This window comes from Anaerotruncus sp., from assembly GCF_057433415.1.
Map to the genome: position 1 here is coordinate 58,818 of NZ_DBMDHH010000002.1, position 19,910 is coordinate 78,727.

The window sequence follows — 19,910 nt, forward strand, 5'->3', positions numbered from 1 at the left end:
GAATGCTGATCGCTGCGCTCGAAGCGCGCGGGATCGCCTGCCTGAGGGTACCGGAATATCCCGGCCTTCCCGCGCCGGTCGCCTGCCACGCGGATTTACAGCTCTGCCACCTCGGCGGGGCGCGTATTGCCGTGGCGGCAGGGCGGGGCAGGGAAGGCCTTTTGGAGGCCCTGCGGAAACGGGGCTTTTCCGTTGAAGCCGCAGGGCCGCTCACGCCGGACTATCCGGGGGACGTACCGCTCAACTGCGCGGTTGTCGGGAAGGTCTGCATCGGCGGCAAAGATAAGATTGATAAAATAATCACAAATTACTGCGGGGAAGTGGGGATCACGTTGGTTCCGGTGAACCAGGGCTATGCCAAATGCTCCGTCTGCGCCGTGGACGAACGCTCGATCATCACCCAGGACCCGTCAATTGCGCAAGCGGCAAAGCGGCACGGCCTGAACGTGCTGAAGATCCAAGCCGGGCGGATTCTGCTGCCGGGTTATGACACCGGCTTTATCGGAGGCTGTTCCGGTCTGCTCGGGAGGAAGCTGCTGGCGTTCACCGGCTCGCTCGGCGCGCATCCGGACGGAGAACGGATCAAGGAATTTTTACATAGCCGTGGCGTTGAGCCGCTGAAGCTGACCGACGGCCCGCTTTACGATGTGGGGTCCATTTTGCCGCTGTTGGAGGAAGATGCGCGGAGGTGACCTTGACTTTCCGATGGGGATGTGGTATTCTTTTGATGGAGGTTATTTCGCTAAATAAAAATTTAGCGCAGTCCTGGGCACCCAAAGGCTCCGCCCGCGCTGCGGGCTCCGCCTTCGCGGCGCTCGCAAAGTCTCCTAAAAGACTGGAGGGTTTCACAATGGCCAACTACGCCGACTGCCCAAACTATCTCAGTGAATTCCTGTTTTATATGCTGACGATCAAAGGCCGTTCCCAGCGCACGGTCGACGCCTATTATATCGATCTGCGCACCTTTCTGCGCTACATCAAGTGCGTCAAGCTCGTGAACGGCAACCCCGACGACCCGGAGTTCTTCGACCAACTCTCGATCAGGGATATCCCGCTCGAGACGGTCGCCTCCATTACCCTCTCGGACGTCTACCAGTTCCTCAACTACGCGGCCTCTGACCGGGACAACAACGCCAAGACCCGCTCGCGCAAGGTATCGTCCATCCGGGCTCTTTTCAATTACCTGACGGTCAAATCGGGCGTGCTCAAGACGAACCCGGTGGAAAACCTTGAGGTGCCGTCCGTGCGCAAGTCGATGCCGCGCTACCTGACGCTGGAAGAGAGCCTCGAGCTGCTGACCCACGTCGATCCGGCGTCGCCGAGCTACGAACGGGATTTCTGCATCGTGACCCTCTTTCTCAACTGCGGCATGCGGCTTTCCGAGCTGGTCGGCATCAACCTCTACGACATCCGCGACGACACGATCAAGCTGCTCGGCAAAGGCAACAAGGAACGCGTGATTTACCTCAACGATGCCTGTCGAAAGGCGCTGGACGCCTATCTTGTGAAGCGGAAGCCGGCGCAGGGCGTCAAAGACCGCGACGCGCTGTTCCTCTCCTCCCGTGGTACACGGATCTCGCCCCGGCGGGTCGAGCAGATCATTGAGGAATGCCTGCGCAACGCGGGGCTTTCCGGCCAGGGCTATTCGCCGCACAAGCTGCGCCACACCGCCGCGACGCTCATGTACCAGCACGGCGGCGTGGATATCCGCGTGCTCAAGGAGATCCTCGGGCACGTGAGCCTCTCCACGACCGAGATCTATACCCACGTCTCCGACCGGCAGATGGAAAAAGCGGCGAAACAATCGCCGCTTTCGGGGGTCGCGCCCAAGAAAAGGTCAAAGGTGCCGAAGGTCCCGGACTCAGAGGACGAATAGCCCGCCGAAACGGGTCACGAGCAGCGCGTCGAACAGCGCGATCAACAAACATATTCCTGTAAAGATTAAGTACTTCACGCAGTAACGTTTGATTCTTCGCGACCCGTTTTCATCGGGCGCGACGAGGGCCGAACGCAGCAGCGTGACCGACAGACGCAGCGACGAGCGGCTCGCCAGGATCAGCAGCAGGGTGCTCAGGAACATCGTGGGGAGCAGCAGGAACGCGACGTAGCGGATCGCGGACGTGCCGTACTGCGCGTAGAGCATGCCGATCGAGAATCCATACCCGAGTCCTTTGAAAAGTGGCACGGCAAAGATGATGAGCTGGGCGATCGTGCAGAAACCGCAGAAGAAGAGCACCGCCAGCGCCGCAAAGGTCGAGCAGAAGGTCGACGCGGCGATCGAGGCGAACGCCAGCGTCTGCCGCCGTTCCACATAGCCCCCGAGGATCACCTGAAGGGCCGCGCGGGTGTCCGGCCCCGACCGGCTGACGAGCAGCGTGCCGATCAGCAGGCCCGCCAGGAAGCAGAGCCCCAGCGCCCAGGTGGATAAACTGCGCGAGGAAAACAAAGAGGACCGCATGGAAACCTGCCCCTCCGATGCCGGACGCATCGGCTGTAGGGGCGGAAGTCCACGTGCGGTCCTCTGCTGCTGTAAAATCTTGTCCCAATCCGCGGCGGTAAAGCTCATTGCAACCATCCTTTCCTTTTGCCTCAGGAAAGGATATGCGATTTCGCTAAATTTTATGCCTCCCCCGTCCGGTTATTTCCCGAGTTCATAGGCGCGGCGCACCGTGTCGTCAAAGCAGGCGATCAGCGCCTTGTCGAAGCCGCAGCGTTCGAGCGCCGCGAGCCCCTCAAAGGTCGTCCCCTTGGGTGATGTGACCATGTCGATCAGTTCCTGATGGCTCTTCCCCGACTCGAGCATCATCCTGGCCGAGCCGATCAGCGTGTTGCAGAAGAGCCGGTTGGCCACGTCCGCGTCGAAGCCGAGCTCGACGGCCCGGTCGACGAATACCTTCGCGAAGAGATAGATATATGCGGGGCTCGAGCCGTTGAGCGGGATGACCTCGTTCATCTTGTCCGGGGAAACCTCCTCGACGCCGCCCGCCGACGCAAAGACCGACTTGACGAACGCGAACTCCTCTTCGGTGGCGGGCGCGACCCGGCTCATCGCCGTGGAGCCGCAGCCGATGAGCAGCGGCGTGTTGGGCATGACCCGCACGACCTTTGCGTCGCAGCCGAGCGCCTCCTTGATGAATTCCGCGCTGATGCCCGCCGCGATCGTGACGAACACCGTTTCGGGGCGCGGATGGCCTTTGATTTCGGCCAGCACATCCGCAAAGTTCTGCGGCTTTACAGAAAGCACGACATAGTCGCAGCCGTCCACGAGCGCCGCCGCGCTCGCAGACACCTTGAACCCGCGCGCCGCGTAGTGTTCCCGCTGGCTTTCGCGGATGTCATAGACGGCGACCTGCGCCGGTGCGAGCATCCCCGAGCCGGTGATGCCGTCGATGATGGCGCCGGCCATGTTGCCTGCGCCGATAAATCCGATCTTGCAGTCCACAGGAGGTCCTCCCCTCTTAAAGCGTCGCCGCTTTGATCATAATAGCGCACTCCAGCCGCTTTTTTTCCAGCTCGCAGGAGAGCTTGTAGGGCTTCAGGATGTCGCCGCTGTACTGCATGCTGTTGGCGTTGCAGCCGCCCGAGCAGTAGAATTTGGCCCAGCAGTTTTTGCACTCGGGCTTGCCGTAGACGGTCGCGGCGGCAAATTTGCACTTGAGGTCGAAGTCGAGCGACTGGTCGAAGACGTTTCCCATCTTCCAGCCGTCGTGGCCGACGAACTGGTGGCAGGGGTAGACGTCGCCCGACGGGGTGATCGCGACGTACTCGTTGCCGCAGCCGCAGCCGCGCAGCCGCTTGATCGCGCAGGGCCCCTGGTCGAGGTCAAGCATGAAGTGGAAGAAATTGAAATCCTTCGGCGTGCCGTGCCGCTCGATCATGATCTTCGCGAGCCGCTCATATTCGGCAAACACCTCGGGCAGGTCCTCCCCGGTCAGCGCGTAGGGCTCCGCCGGATCGGTGACGACCGGCTCGACCGACACCTGGTCAAAGCCCATGTCGGAGAGGTGCAGCACGTCCTCCGCGAAATCCTTGTTGTATTTGGTGAAGGTGCCGCGCGCGTAGTACTGGTCGTAGGGACCGTTCCTGCGCTTTTCGACGAGCTTCTGGAACTTGGGCAGGATGCTGTCGTAGCTGCCGCGCCCGTCGACGCGCACCCGCACCCGGTCGTTGACCTCCCGGCGCCCGTCGATGGAAAGCACGACGTTGGACATTTCCCGGTTGATAAAATCGATCTTGTCGTCGTCGAGCAGCAGGCCGTTCGTCGTGATCGTGAACCGGAAGAGCTTGCCATGCTCCTGCTCGAGCGAGCGGGCGTACCGGACGATCTCCTTGACCACCTCGAAATTCATGAGCGGTTCGCCGCCGAAGAAGTCCACCTCGAGGTTGTGGCGACCGCAGGAGTACTTGATGAGGTAATCGATCGCCGCCTTCCCCACTTCCAGGGACATCAGCTCGCGGTGGCCCATATATTCGCCCGTGTCCGCGAAGCAGTATTTGCACCGCAGGTTGCAGTCGTGCGCAATATGTAAGCACATCGCCTTGACCGGAGACGGGGTCATGAGCTTTGCGAACTGGTCATAATCGTCGCTCGAGCAGAGCTGGTCCGCTTTCTGGAGCGCGAGCAGCTCCCGGAAGGCGTCCTCGACCTCCTCCCGCGCGTATTGGGGCGTAAAGCGGTCGAAGGCCTCCCCGGGACAGCTTTCGGGGATCGGATCCCCAAGCATGTCCAGCAGATCAAAGGAAAGGTCGTCCATGAGGTGCACCGCGCCGGAGTTGACGTCGAGCACGATATTGTAGCCGTTGAGTCTGTACTGGTGTATCATTCCAATCTCCCCACATAAAGATAAGGGCAGTCGTCCGACTGCCCAAAACCACGATAAAGAAAGGATGGCAGTTAAAAAACTGCCATGCCTTTTTTACTTATTCTTGTTCTCGCACTTCTGGTTGGCGACGGTGCAGGAGGTCTTGCAGGCCGACTGGCAGGAGGCCTGGCACTCGCCGCAGCCGCCCTTGACGGCGGATTCCTTGAGGTTCGCGCTGTTGATCGTCTTGATATGTTTCATTGGTATCCCCTCGTTTCTTTTGATTTCTGCCAACAAGTATAGCATATCCCCGCTGGTAATTCAAGCCGGCAGGCCCGGAAATCGGTTCCGGCCGGCCCGTTTTCAGCGGAATTTTTTACGCCGGTTGACGCCGATGATGCCGCCGAGCGCCGCCGCGAGCAAAACCGCGGCCAGCTTTGTGAGCGCCACCATGCCGAACCCGCCGCCGTCGACGGCGAGGCTCGCAAGGCTCAGAATCACGAAGAGGCAGGCGCCGCAGCAGAGTCCGAGCAGCATGCCCTTTTCGCGCGCGAACGCGGCGGAGACATACCCCGCGACGAATCCGCCGAACACAAAGATCAGCGTGGCGATCAGCGAGACGGCCGACTGCGGAATATCCCGCAGCCCCATCACGGCGGACATGATCAGAAGCAGCAGGAAGCACGCGCCTGCACCGAATAAAATGCCGTAAGTAACCGGCCGGATGAAGCGCTTCGCGCCGTGAACGTCGGGCTGTCTCACCTGAACTCCCCCTTTACTGTTACAGGATATTCAGGGAAGCCGCCCAATATGCCGGGCACGGCTTACTTCTCCTTCTTCTTGTCCTTCTTCTCCGGAGCGGCGGACTCGTGCGGTGTGTTGTTCGCCTGGATGGCCCAGCGCGCGATGCGGATTTTGCTGCGGTCGGAGCCGGTCTCGATCAGGAGGTAATCGTCCTTGATGACGACGACGGTGCCGATCACGCCGCCGATCGTAACGATCTCATCGCCCACCTCGAGGTTGGCGCGCATCTGCTGGGTCTCCTTGTCGCGCTTTTTCTGCGGACGGATGAGCATAAAGTAGAAGATTACAAAAATTAAAATCAGCGGCAAAAAGCTGCCAAGGGTGGCCATCGTCTGTTCGTTCATGGTAATACCTCCAAAATTCTCTTTCAGGATACTTGTACTATTATAGCGTGTCCGGGCCTGTCTTGCAAGGAAAATTTGTATAAAGATACAGATAAATCCCTTCAGATGCGCCGTCCCAGAATGGGCACCCAGTGCCGGCGGAAGGCGTCGTAGGTCCCCTGCTCGATCGCCTCGCGGATCTTTTCCATCAGCGTGTTGTAGAAGTAGAGGTTGTGCTGGACGCCCAGCCGCATCCCGAGCATCTCGTTCACGCGGAAAAGGTGCCGCAGGTAGCCGCGGGAAAAATTCCGGCAGGTCGGGCACCCGCAGTGCTCGTCGAGAGGGCTCTCGTCGGTCTTGTATTTTTCATTGTGCAGGATGCGGATGCCGTCCCAGGTGAAAAGCGTCCCGTGCCGCGCGTTGCGGCTGGGCATCACGCAGTCGAAGAGGTCGATGCCCCGGTAGACCCCCTCGATGATGTTGACGGGCGTGCCCACCCCCATCAGATATCGGGGCCTGTCCGCGGGCATATGCGGCTCGACCGCCTCGATCGTGTCGTACATCTCCTGCGCGGTCTCCCCCACCGCCAGCCCGCCGATCGCGTAGCCGTCCAGCCCGAGCGCGGCGATCTCCTGCATGTGCCGCACGCGCAGGTCGGCGTAGGTGCTGCCCTGGTTGATGCCGAAGAGCATCTGGCGCGGGTTGAGGGTGTCGGGCTGGGCGTTCAGGCGCGCCATCTCCTCCTTGCAGCGGACGAGCCAGCGGGTGGTGCGGGCAATCGAACGCTCGGTATAGTCGTAGGGCGCGGGGTTTTCGATACACTCGTCGAAGGCCATCGCAATCGTCGAGCCGAAATTCGACTGGATGCGCATGCTCTCCTCCGGGCCCATGAAAATCCGTTTGCCGTCAAGGTGGCAGGCGAAGGTGACGCCCTCCTCCTTGATTTTGCGCAGCTTGGCGAGGGAAAACACCTGGAACCCGCCGCTGTCGGTCAAAATCGGACGGTGCCAGTTCATGAACTTGTGCAGCCCGCCCATCGCGCGGATGACGTCGTCGCCCGGGCGCACATGCAGGTGGTAGGTGTTGCAGAGCTCCACCTGGCATTTGAGCTCCACGAGGTCGGTCGACGAGATCCCGCCCTTGATCGCGGCCGAGGTGCCGACGTTCATGAAGGCGGGGGTCTGTACGGTGCCGTGCACCGTCTCAAAGGTCCCCCGGCGGGCGTGTCCGTCCTGCTTTAATAAGGTATACAAAATCGCTCCTCCTTCCCAGGGAGGGCTTTTGAAAAAGCCCCCCTGGACCCCGAAAACTTTGATCGGGCCGTCCGCCGCCCGTAATCGCGGGCACTTTCCGCGCCGGAAATTTTGCATGAGGGCCCTGGAAAAGTCCCTAGGGCCCAGAAAGCTTTTGCCAGGCCGTCCGCCGCCCGTAATCGCGGGCGCTTTCCGCGCCGGAAAAATCCTCCACCTCACGGACGGCGCGTGCGTCCATTCGCGGCGGCCGGCCTGAACCGGAAGTTTTGAAAAGGTTCTAAGGAAAACTTTTACAAAAGTTTTCCCTTAGAGGATCAGCATGGAATCGCCGAAGGAGAAAAACCGGTAGTTCTCCTTCACGGCAGTCTCATAGGCGCGCATCGTGTGCTCATAGCCCGCGAAAGCGCTCACCAGCATGATGAGGGTGCTTTCGGGCAGGTGGAAATTGGTGATGAGCCCGTCGAGCACCTTGAACCGGTAGCCCGGATAGATGAAGATGCTCGTGTCGTCGTCGTCCTCGCGGACCTCGCCGAGCTTGGTCGCGACCGACTCCACCGTGCGGCAGCTCGTGGTGCCCACCCCGATCACCCGTTTGCCGCGCGCGTGGGTCTCGTTGATGAGATCGGCGGTCTCCTTCGGCAGATGGTAGTGCTCCGAGTGCATGTGGTGCTTGGTCACGTCCTCCACCTTGACGGGCCGGAAGGTGCCGATGCCGACGTGGAGGATCACCTCGGCGATGTTGACGCCCTTGTGGCGCAGCTTGTCCATCAGCTCGGTGGTGAAGTGCAGCCCCGCGGTGGGCGCGGCGGCGGATCCGAGCTGCTTGGAATAGACGGTCTGGTAGCGCTCGTTGTCCTCGAGCTCGGCGGTGATATAGGGCGGCAGGGGCATATTGCCGATCTTTTCGAGGATGGGATAGATGTTGGTCCCCTCGTAGTGCATCCGCACGAGGCGGTTTCCCCCCTCGACGGTGGCGAGAATCTCCCCGACGAGCAGCCCGCCGCCAAAGACGAACCGCGCGCCCGTCTTGGCCTTTTTCCCCGGCTTCACCATGACCTCCCAGACGTCCTTCTCCTTCTGGTCGAGCAGGAGGAACTGCATATGCCCGCCGGTGCCCTCCTTCACGCCGAAGAGGCGCGCGGGGATGACCCGGGAGGTGTTGATGACGAGCGTGTCCCCCGCTTCCAGGTAGTCGGGCAGGTCGTAAAAATGCCGGTGTTCGAGCTCCCCCGTCTCGCGGAAGAGATGGAGCATGCGCGAGTGGTCGCGCGGCTCGATGGGGGTCTGCGCGATCTGCTCCTGCGGCAGGTCGAAGTAAAAATCGGATGTCTTGAGCATGGGGCGGATCCTTCCTGACAGATTCAACGCATTTTTCCGACATCGCCGGATAAGCATTGGTTTTATTGCGGTAAATCATCAAAATTTGTTGACATAAGAGGGCTTCGATGATAATATAACTAGTAATAAACCGAGCCGGTAGAGGCGCGTCTTTCATCAGTAGCCGGAAAGAGACTGCCAGAGTCGTTGAAAAGCCGTGTGAAAGGGACAGACGCCGAAGGGGACGCCTGGCGGCCGTTCCCTGGGCGCATCGCCGAAAGGCATGCGACTGTCATCATTGAACTGTGATGGAGAGCTATGGCGGGGCGGTTGGACGCGGCGGATTCCGCGCGTTCGCACGCGCCGATAACTTCTCTATTATAGTGCAATTCATGCCGGTTTTCAACCGGTTTTTTTATTGCCGGATCAGACGGCTATGGAAAGGAAGTTGTTCCCTATGAAGCAGTATCAGGTCGGGGTCGTCGGGGCGACCGGCATGGTCGGCCAGCGGTTCGTCTCCCTGCTGGAAAACCATCCGTGGTTTCGGGTTGCGGTGCTCGCGGCTTCTCCCCGCTCGGCGGGCAAAACCTATGAGGAGGCCGTCGGCTCCCGCTGGGCGATGTCCACTCCCATGCCCGAGGCCGTCAAAAAGATGGTCGTGCTCGACGCGTCGGACGTAAAGGCGGTCGCCTCGAAGGTGGATTTCATCTTCTGCGCGGTCGATATGAAAAAAGACGAGATCAAAGCGCTCGAGGAGGCGTACGCCAAGGCGGAATGCCCCGTCATCTCCAACAACTCCGCCCACCGCATGACCCCCGACGTGCCGATGATCATCCCTGAGGTGAACCCCGGGCACGCGGAGGTCATCCCCTTCCAGCGCGCGCGCCTCGGCACCAAACGCGGCTTCATCGCCGTCAAGTCCAACTGCTCGCTGCAGAGCTACGTCCCCGCGCTGCACCCGCTCATGACGGACTACGGCGTGACGAAGACCCTCGTCTGCACCTACCAGGCGATTTCCGGCGCGGGCAAGACGTTCGAGCGCTGGCCGGAGATGGTCGACAACGTCATCCCCTACATCGGCGGCGAGGAGGAAAAGAGCGAGCGAGAGCCGCTCAAAATCTGGGGCTCCATCAAAGATGGCGTGATCGTTCCGGTCGAAAGTCCGTCGATCACCGCCCAATGCCTGCGGGTCGCCTGCTCGGACGGGCACATGGCGGCGGTCTTCGTGAGCTTTGACAAAAAGCCCTCGATCGATGAAATCAAGGAAAAGTGGGCCTCCTTCGCGGGCGAGCCGCAGAAGCTCGACCTGCCCAGCGCCCCCAAACAGTTCCTGCGCTACTTCGAGGAGCCGGACCGCCCGCAGACGAGGCTCGACCGCAACCTCGAAAACGGCATGGCGGTGTCGATCGGCAGGCTGCGCGAGGACACCCAGTACGACTACAAATTTGTGTGCCTCTCCCACAACACCCTGCGCGGGGCGGCGGGCGGCGGCGTTCTGCTGGCCGAGCTGCTCGCGGCAAAGGGCTATTTTGACTGAATTTAACCGGAAGGGCTGATGGACCAATGAAGAAGACCATTTTCACCGGCGCTGGCGTCGCAATCGTCACGCCGATGCACGACGACCTTTCGATCAACTGGGAGCTGCTCGGCGAACTGATCGACTACCAGATCGACAACGGCACCGACGCGATCGTCATCGTCGGCACGACCGGCGAGGCCTCCACCCTCACCGACGAGGAACACGTCAAGGCCATCCGCTACGCCGTCGAACGCACGGCGGGACGCGTCCCCGTCGTGGCGGGCACCGGCAGCAACCACACCGACTACTCCCTCTGGCTCTCCAAGGAGGCCAAACAGGCGGGCGCCGACGGGCTGCTGCTCGTGACCCCCTACTACAACAAGACCTCGCAGGCGGGGCTGGTCCGCCACTTCCTCGCGGTCGCGGACACCGTGGACCTGCCCGTCATCCTCTACAACGTCCCCAGCCGCACGGGCATGAACATCCAGCCGAAGACCTACCTGGAACTTTCGAAGCATCCGAATATCGTCGCGGCCAAGGAGGCCAGCGGCAACATCTCGCAGATCGCGATGATCCGCAGCCTCTGCGGCGACGGGCTCGACATCTATTCGGGCAACGACGACCAGATTGTGCCGATCCTCTCGCTCGGCGGCAAGGGGGTCATCTCGGTGCTCTCCAACGTCGCGCCGCGCCAGACCCACGACATCTGCCAGCTCTATTTCGACGGCAAGGTCAGGGAGAGCGCCGATTTGCAGGTGAAGCTCCTGCCTCTCATCAACGCGCTCTTCTGCGACGTCAACCCCATCCCGGTCAAGGAGGCCGTGGCGATGATGGGCTGGCAGGCCGGCCCCTGCCGCCTGCCCCTCACCGGGCTCGGTGAGGAGAACCGTGAGCTGCTCAAACGGGAAATGAAGGCCGCGGGACTGATCTGAGGCCCCGCGCATCTGGAGGTTCAAATGAAAAGGATCGTACTATCGGGCTGTAACGGAAAGATGGGGCGGATGATCGCCTCCTGCGTCAAGGGGCGCGACGACTGCACCGTCGTCGCGGGCATCGACGTGAGCGGAGAGGTGCTGGACGCGTTCCCCGTCTTTACCTCCCCCGCCGGGTGCCAGGTGGAGGCCGACGTCATCATCGACTTCTCCCACCCCAGCGCCCTCGCTCCCCTGCTCGACTATGCCGCGGCCACCCGCACGCCCGCCGTTATCGCGACGACGGGGCTCTCCTCCGACCAGGTCGCGCTCATCCGCGAGACATCGGCGCGGGTCCCTCTCTTCTTTACCGCGAACATGTCGCTGGGGGTGAACCTGCTCGTCGAGCTCGCCAAAAAGGCGGCGGCCGTGCTGGGCGGGCAGTTCGATATCGAGATCATCGAGAAGCACCACAACCAGAAGATCGACGCGCCCAGCGGCACCGCGCTCATGCTCGCGGACGCGATCTCCGGCGTGCTCCCGGAGGAGCCGCAGTACGTCTACGACCGCCATGCGGTGCGCCGCAAGCGCGGCAAAAACGAGATCGGCCTGCACGCGGTGCGCGGCGGCACGATCGTCGGCGAACACGAGGTGATCTTCGCCGGGCGGGACGAGGTGCTGACCCTCTCCCATTCGGCGATGAGCAAGGAGGTTTTCGCCACGGGGAGCATCAACGCGGCGCTCTTCCTCTGCGGGAAGGAAAACGGCCTTTACAGCATGGGCGATCTGGTGTAAAAAGGATGGAGGATTGGATATGAACGGCGTATCGAAAATTACCGTGACCGAGGATGTGGCGCTCGTCACCTTCCGCAGGGTCCCCAACGACTTGGGGGTGCTCGCGTCGATCTTTACCCAGCTGGCGGACGCAAAGGTGAACCTCGACATGATCAGCCAGACGGCGCCCCAGGGGCACCGGATCGACATCTCCTTCACGCTGCATTCCAGCCAGCTGATCGAGGTGCTCGGGCTCGCCACCAGATTCCAGGCGGCGCACGAGCTCAAGCCGATGGTGAGCAATGGAAACTGCAAGATCGAGCTCTACGGAGAGGAGATGCGCGAGCGGTACGGCGTGGCCTCCGCCGCGATCGCCGCCGTCGCCGGGACCGACGCGGAGCTCACCCTCATCAGCACCGGCGAGGTGGAGATTTCCCTGCTGGTGCCGCAGTCGAGCTGCGACGAGGCGGTCCGCGCGCTTGAAGAGGCGTTCGGCGTCAAGGCAGACTGACCCCGGTTGAAACCGGAAGGCCCCGCAGCGGCGTTGCCGCTGCGGGGCCTTTTTACCTTCAGGTGTTGTGGTCGCTCTCGTGGAACTGTTTGAGGTTGCCGATCTTCTGCCGGCGCGCCTCCAGAATCTCCTCAATGCGGGCGAGCGGGATATCCTGCTGGGCCATCATCACGAGCAGGTGGTAGATGAGGTCGCAGATCTCCTCCTCGGTCTCCTCGTTTTTGCCGTTTTTGGCGGCAATGATGACCTCGCTGCACTCCTCGCCGCATTTTTTGAGAATCTTATCGAGGCCCTTTTCAAACAGGTAGCAGGTGTAGGAGCCCTCCTGCGGATGGTCGCGCCGGTCGAGCACCACCTCGTATAGGCCGTTCAATACGTCGTTCATCATGCTTTTCCCTCCCAGATCTCTTTAAAGAAACAGCTGTGCGCGCCGGTATGGCAGGCGTTGCCTGTCTGCTCCACCGTGACGAGCAGCGTGTCGTCGTCGCAGTCGGCGCGCAGGTCCACCACCTTTTGAAGATGCCCCGATGTCGCGCCTTTATTCCAAAGCTCCCGCCGCGATCGGCTCCAGAACCAGGTATACCCCGTCTCGAGGGTCCTTTGCAGGCTCTCGCGGTTCATGTAGGCGAGCATCAGCACCTCGCCGGTGCCCGCCTCCTGCACGATTGCGGGGATGAGCTCGGATTTCTGAAAATAGACGTCCAGATCACGCATCGCGCTGCCTCCTGACCGGGATATTTTTCGCGGCGAGGTGGTCCTTGACCTCCCCGACCGTCAATTGGCGGAAATGAAAGAGGGACGCGGCGAGCGCGGCGTCCGCGCCCGTCCGCTCGAAGACCTCGGAGAAGTGCTCGAGCTTCCCGCAGCCGCCCGACGCAATGACCGGAATCCGCACCGCGTCGGACACCGCGCGGGTGAGCTCGAGATCGAAGCCGTTTTTGCAGCCGTCGGTGTCCATCGAGGTGAGCAGGATCTCCCCCGCGCCGAGCCGCTCGCAGGTTCTTGCCCACTCGACGGCGTCGAGCCCCATGTCGATCCGCCCGCCGTTCACGACGACGGTGAAGCCCCCCTCCGGCCGCCTGCGCGCGTCGATCGCCACAACGACGCACTGGCTGCCGAACTGTTCGGCGGCCTCGCTGATGAGCTTCGGGTCCCGCACCGCCGCGGAGTTGACCGAAATTTTGTCCGCGCCCGCGCGCAGCAGCGCGCGAAAGTCGTCCACCGACCGGATACCTCCGCCGACGGTGAGCGGCACGAAGACGTTGCGCGCCGTCTCCCGCACGACGTCGATCATTGTGCTGCGGCCCTCGTGGGTCGCGGTGATGTCGAGGAAGGTGATCTCGTCCGCGCCCTGCCGGTCGTACTCGATCGCGCAGTCGACCGGGTCGCCGACCTCCTTGATGCCGACGAAGTTGACCCCTTTGACCACCACGCCGTCGCGCACGTCGAGGCATGGGATGATGCGTTTGGCTAACATGGTTGATCACCCGCCGTTTCGATAGCCTCCCGCAGGGAGAGGCTTCCCGTGTAGAGCGCCTTGCCGCAGATGACCCCGTGGAGACCGAGGCGTCCGCACGCCTCGATGTCGCGCAGGTCCCGCACGCCGCCGCTCGCGATGATGTTGCAGGAGACGGCCTTTTCGAGCGCGGCAAGCTGCTCCAGGTTGAGCCCGCCGAGCATCCCGTCCCGGGAAATATCTGTAAAGATAATCGTCTTGACACCCGCCTGCTCCATCTCTTTGGCGAGATCAAGATAGCCGACGCTACTCGTGTCGAGCCAGCCCTCGGTGGCCACCATTCCCTCCTTCGCGTCGATGCCCACGGCGATCCGGTCGCCGTAGGCGGCGGCCGCCTCCCGCACGAGGGCGGGGTTCTTGACCGCGATGGAGCCCAGGATTACCCGGGAAATTCCGTTTTCCAGGTAGTATTCGATCGTTTTCCGGTCGCGGACGCCGCCTCCCAGCTCCACCTTGAGCCCGGAGGTCCTGGCGATCTCCAGAAAGAGCGGCGCGTTTTTCACTTCGCCCTCCTTCGCTCCGTCGAGGTCGACCATGTGGATCCACCTGGCGCCCGCCGCGAGAAAGGACGCGGCGGTCTCCCCCGCGTCTTCGGCGACCTTGTGGGCCGTCGAGAAGTCCCCCTTCCGCAGGCGCACGCAGCAGCCGTCCTTGATGTCGATCGCAGGTAAAATGATCATTGGCACAACCTCGCAAAGTTTTTGAGCATGTTTAACCCCACTTCCCCGCTCTTTTCCGGGTGGAACTGCGCGCCGTAGACGCTGCCGCGGCAGACGAGCGCGGGGACGCGCTCGCCATAGACGGTGTGGCAGGAGATGTTTTCCTCCGGCGTATCCGCGCAGAAGGAGTGGACGAAATAGACGTAGTCGCCCGTCTTTGTCCCGCCGGTCAGCTCGCAGGGATGGAGCACCGTCAAATCGTTCCAGCCCATGTGCGGGATCTTCAGCCCGCCGGCGTCAAGAAGCCGCACGCTTCCGGGGATGAGCCCCAGCCCCTCGGTCTCCCCGAATTCAAAGCTGCGCTCGAAGAGCATCTGCATCCCAAGGCAGATGCCGAGCAGCGGCTTTTTTTGCGCCTCGGCCTGGATCACCGGGACGAGCCCGGAGGCGCGCAGGCGCTTCATCGCGTCGGGAAACGCGCCCACGCCGGGTAGGATCATCCCGTCGCACCCCTCTAGCATCGCCGGGTCGCGCGTGATGCAGAAGGTTTCGTTGAGATAGGTCAGCGCGTTCTGGACGCTGAAGAGGTTGCCCGCGCCGTAGTCGATGATCGCGATCATATCAGAGCACCCCTTTGGAGGAGAGCGCCCCTTCGCCCGCGGGGGAAACCGCGATGCGAAGCGCGTGCGCGGCCGCCTTGAAGAGGGCCTCGATCTTGTGGTGATCGTTTTCGCCGTAGGGCACGCGCAGGTGCAGGGTGATCCCGGCGTTCTGCGCGAAGGCGCGGAAGAATTCCCCCGTCATGCAGCAGTCGAACGCGCCGACCGACGGGTTCCGGTAGGCGCAGTCGAAGACGAGGAAGGGCCTGCCGCTGATGTCGAGCGCGCAGAAGGCGAGCACCTCGTCCATGGGGACCAGGAAGCTGCCGTAACGGGCGATCCCGTCCCGGCCGCCGAGCGCCTTCAGGAGCGCCTGCCCGAGCACGATGCCCACGTCCTCCACCGAGTGGTGGCAGTCGACCTCAAGGTCGCCGGTCATGTTGAGCGCAAGGTCGAAGCCCCCGTGCACCGCGAAGGCGGCGAGCATGTGGTCGAAGAAGCCGATCCCGCTCGTGCCGGTAAAACGCCCCTTGCCGTCAAGGCTGAGCGTCAGCTCGATATCGGTCTCCCTGGTCGTGCGCCGAATGGTGGATTCACGCATCGGTTTGGCCCCCTATCGTAAAATTCCCCTGAGGGTGGAAAGCAGCGCGCGGTTTTCGATCGGCGCGCCCGCGGAGACGCGCAGGCGGTCGCCCATCAGCCGCACGGCGATGCCGCGCGCCAAAAGCGCCTCATAGACGCCCTTGGCGTCGGTCAGGCGCAGGAACACGAAGTTCGCGCAGGTGGGCCGCACGTCGAGGATGTCGGATTTTTCCCCGGCGAGCGCCGAAAGCTCCCGGCAGAGCGCGTCCCGCGACGCCTTGATCTCATCCGCACAACCCGCGAGGTAATCGGGATGGCTAAAGAGCACACACCCGGCCGCCTGGGTCATCGAGTTGACGTTATAGGGGGATTTCGCAGCCTTGACGGCGCCGATCAGGACCGGGTTCGCGACGGCGAAGCCGAGCCGGATAGCCGCCATGCCGAACGCCTTGGAGCAGGTCTTGAGCACGATCAGGTTGTCGCGCTCCCCCGCCAATCGCAAAATCGAGCCCTCCGCAAAATCCATATACGCCTCGTCCACGACGACGAGGCAACCGGGCAGCCCGTCGACGATTTTGAGGACGTCCGCCCGCGTCGCCGCGAGCGAGGTTGGGTTGCAGGGATTGGAGAAGATGAGCAGCCGCGCGTCCGCCTCCCTCGCGCGGGCGATGAGCGCGTCCGCGTCGAGCGCGAGGGTGTCCGGGTCCTTGTCGATCGCCAGCAGGCGCAGCCCGCAGGGCTGCGCATAGAAGGAATACATCGAAAAATCGGGGCGCACAACCGCCATTGTGTCGCCCGGTTCGGTGAACCAGCTGACGATCAGCCCGATCAGCTCGTCCGAGCCGTTGCCCGCGACGACCATCGACGGATCAACGCCGAAGAAGGCGGCGCATTTTTCGCAGAGCTCCACCGCGTAGGGGTCGGGATAGCGGTTGAAGTCGACCGCCATGACCGCGGCCATGAGCTCCTCCATCAGCTCGGGCGGCGGCGAGAGGAAGCTCTCGTTCGCATCGAGCCGGATGCGGTAGTTCCCGGTCAGCGGATCGTAGGGAGTCAGGTTTTGGAGCTTTTGGGGAAGCTCATAGCGGTTACCAGACATCGGGAAACCTCACTTTGACAGAATTGGCGTGGGCGGTGAGCCCCTCCTTGTCGGCGAGGCGTACGATGGGCACCTGTGCCTCGGCGAGCGCCTCTCGGGTGTAGTAGAGGAAGCTCGACCGCTTGAGGAAGCTGTCCACCCCGAGCGGTGAAAAGAACCGCGCGGTGCCGGAGGTCGGCAGGACGTGATTGGGGCCGGCGAAGTAATCCCCCAGCGGTTCGGGCGAATGCTGCCCCAGAAAGAGGGAGCCGACGTTGTCGATCTTCCCGATGTATTCGAGCGGGTTGGCCGTCATGATCTCCATGTGCTCGGGCGCGAGCTCGTTGGCGAGCGCGATCATCTCCGCCTCGCTGCGGCAGACGATGATCATGCCGTAATCCGCGAGCGATTGGCGGATGATCCCGGCGCGGGAAAGGCTCTCCACCTGCCGGGAAAGCTCGGCGGCCGTCTCCTCCGCCACCCGCTCGCTCGTCGTGAGCAGGACCGACGAGGCGAGCACGTCATGCTCCGCCTGGCTCATCATGTCCGCCGCGAGATAGACGGGATTCGCGGTGTCGTCCGCCGCGATGAGAATCTCGCTCGGCCCGGCGATCATGTCGATGTCCACCGTACCGTAGAGCAGCCGCTTGGCGGTGGCCACATAGATGTTGCCCGGGCCGACGATCTTGTCGACGCGCGGCACCGACGCGGTGCCGTAGGCGAGCGCGGCGACCGCCTGGGCGCCGCCCATCAGGAAGACCCGGTCCACCCCCGCCACCGCGGCGGCGGCGAGGATGTCGGGGTTCGCGGTGCCGTCCTTTCGCGGCGGGGTGACCATGACGATCTCCCCCACCCCCGCGATGCGCGCGGGGATGCAGTTCATGAGCACCGACGAGGGATAGGCCGCCGTACCGCCCGGCACGTAGAGCCCGACGCGGGAGAGCCCGCGCACCCGCTGGCCCATGATGACGCCGTTTTCCTGCGTGTCGATGAAGCTCTGCTGCTTCTGGCGGTTGTGGAAGGCCGCGATGTTTTCCATCGCGGCGAGCATCGCGTTGACAAACTCGGGCTCCGCGAGGGTGAGCGCGTCGTTGATCTCGTCGCGGCTCACCTCGAAGGCTTCGGGACACCGCCCGTCAAATTGGATCGTGTATTCCCGCACCGCCTCGTCTCCGCGCTCCCGCACGGCGTCGACGATCTCGGTGACGGCCGCCGTCACCTTCCGGTCCACTTCCCCGCTGCGCCGCCGCAGCGACGCGAGCAGTTCCCATTCGGCGGCGCCGTCCGCCCTGACAATCGGTATCATTCCGTTTCCTCCCCGGCCAGATAGTCCTCGATGCGCGCGATCAGCGGCTCGATCTCCGCCTTGCGCAGCTTGAGGCTCGCGATGTTGACGATCAGCCGCGCGCTGACGTCACAGATGTATTCGGCGACCACCAGCCCGTTTTCCCGCAGGGTGGTGCCCGTCTCGACGATGTCGACGATCGCGTCGGACAGCCCCAGAATGGGCGCGAGCTCGACCGAGCCCTCGATCTTCACGATGCTGACGTCCATGTTCTTGCGTTCAAAGAAGCCGCGCGCCACGTTCACATATTTGGAGGCGATGCGCCGGGTGTGGTACCCTTCGTAGAAGTCGACCCCCTGCGGCAGGGCGAGCGCGAACCGGCATTTGCCGAAACCGAGGTCCGCCACCTCGTAGAAGGTGCCGCCCATCTCCATGATCGTGTCCTTGCCGACCACGCCGATGTCGCAGACGCCGTTGTCGACGTAGGTGGCGACGTCCGCCGCCTTGGCGAGCACGATCTCGAGATTCGTCCCCGCGACCGGCAGGATGAGCCTGCGGCCCTTCTCCCGGACGGCGGTGCAGTCGTAGCCGAGACGCTCGAACATCTCGACCGTGTCCTTTTCGAGCCGCCCCTTGGTCAGGGCGATGCGAATGGGTTTTATCATCGCGCGCCCTCCCCTTTCAGCGTCTCGACGTCGACCACCTCGATCGCGTCGTCCACGACGTGGAGCTGCCGGATGCCGCGCCTGCGCGCGTAGTCGGCGGCCGCGTCGAAGTCGTCGTAGACGCAGTTCTCCGCGACAAGGCCGTTCTCCGTCAGCGATTTGATGTAGTTGACCGCCTCGGGCAGGTGCCGCTCGTCGGAAAAGACGAGGATGTCGGGCGTCTGCGGAGCGGGTTCCCCGACGACCTGAGCCGCCGGGTCGATGTTCACCGCGAAGCCGGTCGCCGAGAGCGGCGCGCCGAATTCGCCGAGGAGGTTGTCGTACCGGCCGCCCGAGAGCACCGGCTCGCCGATGCCGTCGAAATAGCCGCGGAAGATGAGCCCGGTGTAGTACTCCGCCTGGTTGACCAGCCCGAGATCGATAATCACGCGGTCCTCCAGCCCGAGCTGGCGGAGGTCCTCGTAGAGCCCGTGCAGGTAGTCGAGGCACTCGAGCGCGCCGTTTTCGGAGAAGAGCTCATACGCCTTCCCGAAGACCTCCTCCCCGCCGAACAGCCGGGGCAGGTAGCCGAGCGCGGCCGCCGCGCGGCTGTCGCCGAAGGGCGCGAGCAGGTCGGAAAGCGCCGGGTAGTTCTTCTGCTCGATGCACTGGCGGATGGCCTCCTTGGTGTCCGCGCCGGCGTCGAGCGAATCGATCAGCGCCTTGAAATAGCCGATGTGGCAGAGTTCGATCCGGAAGCTCTCCCCGTTGATGTCCGAAAGCCCCGACGCGGCGAGCTCGACGATCTCGAGGTCGCTGCGCAGGGAGTTGGAGCCGATCAGTTCGACGCCCGCCTGGTAGATCTCGCTCGGTTTGCCGCGCATCGTATGCTCGACGCGGTAGACGTTTTCGCAGTAGTAGAGGCGCAGCGGCATCGGCATGCCGGTGAGGCGGGTCGCCACCAGCCGCGCGATCGGGATCGTGCAGTCGGGCCGCACGACCATCAGCCGCCCGCGGGTGTCCGAGAGCTTATACATGTTCTCCTGCGGGAAATGCGCAGCGGAGGAGCCGAACACGTCGTAAAACTCGATCGCGGGGGTGATGACCTGCCGGTAGCCGCGCGAACGGAACATCGCCATGAGGCGGCTCACTACCTCTTCCCGCGAGACGCACTCGTCGAAGAGCAGATCGCGGGTGCCGTCGGGGGTGACCTTATCGTAATGTTTCATGGGAACCTCCCGTTTTGCGTCTTGCTTTAACTTGCTAATATATTAGCATAGTGAAATATCCTTGTCAACACCTTGCACAAAGATTCTCCCGGTTTTTGCGCCAA

The 19,910-nt window shown here is 62.8% G+C and carries 24 protein-coding genes and 1 riboswitch; of the genes, 6 read left to right on the top strand and 18 right to left on the bottom strand.

Annotation, left to right across the window (positions count from 1 at the left end):
• Nucleotides 1–2 precede the first annotated feature (2 nt).
• Nucleotides 3–692 (top strand): DUF6873 family GME fold protein, encoded by a 690-nt coding sequence (locus tag ACZO3G_RS01010; protein ID WP_101550646.1) that lies wholly within the window; start codon nucleotides 3–5, stop codon nucleotides 690–692.
• Between the two features lie 158 nt (nucleotides 693–850).
• On the top strand, nucleotides 851–1,876 hold the full coding sequence (locus tag ACZO3G_RS01015) for a tyrosine recombinase XerC (protein ID WP_277138413.1): 1,026 nt from the start codon (nucleotides 851–853) through the stop codon (nucleotides 1,874–1,876).
• On the opposite strand, the gene ACZO3G_RS01020 is transcribed toward ACZO3G_RS01015, so the two are convergent.
• The 8 genes from ACZO3G_RS01020 to queA all read right to left on the bottom strand — a co-directional run bounded on the left by ACZO3G_RS01020 (nucleotide 1,862) and on the right by queA (nucleotide 8,520).
• Nucleotides 1,862–2,458, bottom strand: a complete 597-nt coding sequence (locus tag ACZO3G_RS01020; protein ID WP_276871696.1) for a stage II sporulation protein M — start codon at nucleotides 2,456–2,458, stop codon at nucleotides 1,862–1,864. The two genes, ACZO3G_RS01015 and ACZO3G_RS01020, sit on opposite strands and share 15 nt — an antisense overlap.
• A 180-nt stretch (nucleotides 2,459–2,638) precedes the next feature.
• Nucleotides 2,639–3,442 carry a pyrroline-5-carboxylate reductase gene (proC, locus tag ACZO3G_RS01025; protein ID WP_242970829.1) on the bottom strand — a complete coding sequence of 268 codons (804 nt, stop codon included), beginning with the start codon at nucleotides 3,440–3,442 and terminating at the stop codon, nucleotides 2,639–2,641.
• Nucleotides 3,443–3,458: 16 nt separating this feature from the next.
• Nucleotides 3,459–4,823, bottom strand: coding sequence for a thioether cross-link-forming SCIFF peptide maturase (scfB, locus tag ACZO3G_RS01030; RefSeq protein ID WP_276871698.1), 1,365 nt, complete (start codon nucleotides 4,821–4,823; stop codon nucleotides 3,459–3,461).
• A gap of 93 nt (nucleotides 4,824–4,916) precedes the next feature.
• A complete protein-coding gene (gene scfA, locus ACZO3G_RS01035) occupies nucleotides 4,917–5,063 on the bottom strand; it encodes a six-cysteine ranthipeptide SCIFF (RefSeq protein WP_101550656.1) in 147 nt (48 codons plus the stop codon).
• A 102-nt stretch (nucleotides 5,064–5,165) separates the two neighbouring features.
• Nucleotides 5,166–5,564, bottom strand: a complete 399-nt coding sequence (locus tag ACZO3G_RS01040; protein WP_276871700.1) for a TIGR04086 family membrane protein — start codon at nucleotides 5,562–5,564, stop codon at nucleotides 5,166–5,168.
• A 62-nt stretch (nucleotides 5,565–5,626) separates the two neighbouring features.
• On the bottom strand, nucleotides 5,627–5,950 hold the full coding sequence (gene yajC / locus ACZO3G_RS01045) for a preprotein translocase subunit YajC (protein ID WP_121585618.1): 324 nt from the start codon (nucleotides 5,948–5,950) through the stop codon (nucleotides 5,627–5,629).
• Nucleotides 5,951–6,051: 101 nt separating this feature from the next.
• Nucleotides 6,052–7,182: a tRNA guanosine(34) transglycosylase Tgt gene (gene tgt, locus ACZO3G_RS01050; RefSeq protein WP_276871703.1), complete on the bottom strand. Its 1,131-nt coding sequence runs from the start codon at nucleotides 7,180–7,182 to the stop codon at nucleotides 6,052–6,054.
• A gap of 306 nt (nucleotides 7,183–7,488) precedes the next feature.
• Entirely contained in the window at nucleotides 7,489–8,520 is a 1,032-nt protein-coding gene (gene queA / locus ACZO3G_RS01055) for a tRNA preQ1(34) S-adenosylmethionine ribosyltransferase-isomerase QueA (RefSeq protein ID WP_276871706.1), read from the bottom strand.
• Between the two features lie 131 nt (nucleotides 8,521–8,651).
• Nucleotides 8,652–8,826: riboswitch (Lysine riboswitch) on the top strand.
• A gap of 130 nt (nucleotides 8,827–8,956) precedes the next feature.
• On the opposite strand from queA, the gene asd reads away from it, so the two are divergent.
• From asd to ACZO3G_RS01075, 4 genes are read left to right on the top strand one after another with little or no spacing between them, the layout of a single operon-like run.
• On the top strand, nucleotides 8,957–10,036 hold the full coding sequence (gene asd, locus ACZO3G_RS01060; protein ID WP_276871708.1) for an aspartate-semialdehyde dehydrogenase: 1,080 nt from the start codon (nucleotides 8,957–8,959) through the stop codon (nucleotides 10,034–10,036).
• Between the two features lie 26 nt (nucleotides 10,037–10,062).
• Complete coding sequence (gene dapA, locus ACZO3G_RS01065; RefSeq protein WP_101550668.1) at nucleotides 10,063–10,950, top strand: 4-hydroxy-tetrahydrodipicolinate synthase; 888 nt, start codon at nucleotides 10,063–10,065, stop codon at nucleotides 10,948–10,950.
• 24 nt (nucleotides 10,951–10,974) lie between these two features.
• Nucleotides 10,975–11,724: a 4-hydroxy-tetrahydrodipicolinate reductase gene (gene dapB / locus ACZO3G_RS01070; RefSeq protein ID WP_101550670.1), complete on the top strand. Its 750-nt coding sequence runs from the start codon at nucleotides 10,975–10,977 to the stop codon at nucleotides 11,722–11,724.
• A gap of 19 nt (nucleotides 11,725–11,743) precedes the next feature.
• A complete protein-coding gene (locus ACZO3G_RS01075) occupies nucleotides 11,744–12,214 on the top strand; it encodes an ACT domain-containing protein (RefSeq protein WP_101550672.1) in 471 nt (156 codons plus the stop codon).
• A 58-nt stretch (nucleotides 12,215–12,272) separates the two neighbouring features.
• Here ACZO3G_RS01075 and hisE read toward each other — a convergent pair whose 3' ends face one another.
• The 10 genes from hisE to hisZ are packed head-to-tail and all read right to left on the bottom strand — an operon-like array spanning nucleotide 12,273 to nucleotide 19,806.
• The gene (gene hisE, locus ACZO3G_RS01080; RefSeq protein WP_101553214.1) at nucleotides 12,273–12,599 is read right to left on the bottom strand and encodes a phosphoribosyl-ATP diphosphatase; all 327 of its coding nucleotides are present in this window, start codon (nucleotides 12,597–12,599) and stop codon (nucleotides 12,273–12,275) included.
• Nucleotides 12,599–12,928 (bottom strand): phosphoribosyl-AMP cyclohydrolase, encoded by a 330-nt coding sequence (gene hisI, locus ACZO3G_RS01085; protein ID WP_101550674.1) that lies wholly within the window; start codon nucleotides 12,926–12,928, stop codon nucleotides 12,599–12,601. The genes hisE and hisI overlap by 1 nt, the downstream gene beginning before the upstream one ends.
• Nucleotides 12,921–13,691, bottom strand: coding sequence for an imidazole glycerol phosphate synthase subunit HisF (hisF, locus tag ACZO3G_RS01090; RefSeq protein ID WP_276871712.1), 771 nt, complete (start codon nucleotides 13,689–13,691; stop codon nucleotides 12,921–12,923). The genes hisI and hisF overlap by 8 nt, the downstream gene beginning before the upstream one ends.
• The gene (hisA, locus tag ACZO3G_RS01095; RefSeq protein ID WP_276871713.1) at nucleotides 13,685–14,410 is read right to left on the bottom strand and encodes a 1-(5-phosphoribosyl)-5-[(5-phosphoribosylamino)methylideneamino]imidazole-4-carboxamide isomerase; all 726 of its coding nucleotides are present in this window, start codon (nucleotides 14,408–14,410) and stop codon (nucleotides 13,685–13,687) included. The genes hisF and hisA overlap by 7 nt, the downstream gene beginning before the upstream one ends.
• Nucleotides 14,407–15,009, bottom strand: coding sequence for an imidazole glycerol phosphate synthase subunit HisH (gene hisH / locus ACZO3G_RS01100; protein ID WP_276871717.1), 603 nt, complete (start codon nucleotides 15,007–15,009; stop codon nucleotides 14,407–14,409). The genes hisA and hisH overlap by 4 nt, the downstream gene beginning before the upstream one ends.
• A 1-nt stretch (nucleotide 15,010) precedes the next feature.
• Entirely contained in the window at nucleotides 15,011–15,589 is a 579-nt protein-coding gene (gene hisB, locus ACZO3G_RS01105) for an imidazoleglycerol-phosphate dehydratase HisB (RefSeq protein ID WP_276871718.1), read from the bottom strand.
• Nucleotides 15,590–15,601: 12 nt separating this feature from the next.
• Nucleotides 15,602–16,669, bottom strand: coding sequence for a pyridoxal phosphate-dependent aminotransferase (locus ACZO3G_RS01110; protein WP_276871719.1), 1,068 nt, complete (start codon nucleotides 16,667–16,669; stop codon nucleotides 15,602–15,604).
• The gene (gene hisD / locus ACZO3G_RS01115; protein WP_276871721.1) at nucleotides 16,659–17,954 is read right to left on the bottom strand and encodes a histidinol dehydrogenase; all 1,296 of its coding nucleotides are present in this window, start codon (nucleotides 17,952–17,954) and stop codon (nucleotides 16,659–16,661) included. The genes ACZO3G_RS01110 and hisD overlap by 11 nt, the downstream gene beginning before the upstream one ends.
• Nucleotides 17,951–18,598: an ATP phosphoribosyltransferase gene (gene hisG / locus ACZO3G_RS01120; RefSeq protein ID WP_101550689.1), complete on the bottom strand. Its 648-nt coding sequence runs from the start codon at nucleotides 18,596–18,598 to the stop codon at nucleotides 17,951–17,953. The genes hisD and hisG overlap by 4 nt, the downstream gene beginning before the upstream one ends.
• Entirely contained in the window at nucleotides 18,595–19,806 is a 1,212-nt protein-coding gene (hisZ, locus tag ACZO3G_RS01125) for an ATP phosphoribosyltransferase regulatory subunit (RefSeq protein WP_276871723.1), read from the bottom strand. Before hisZ ends, hisG begins: the two co-directional genes overlap by 4 nt.
• Nucleotides 19,807–19,910: the final 104 nt, after the last annotated feature.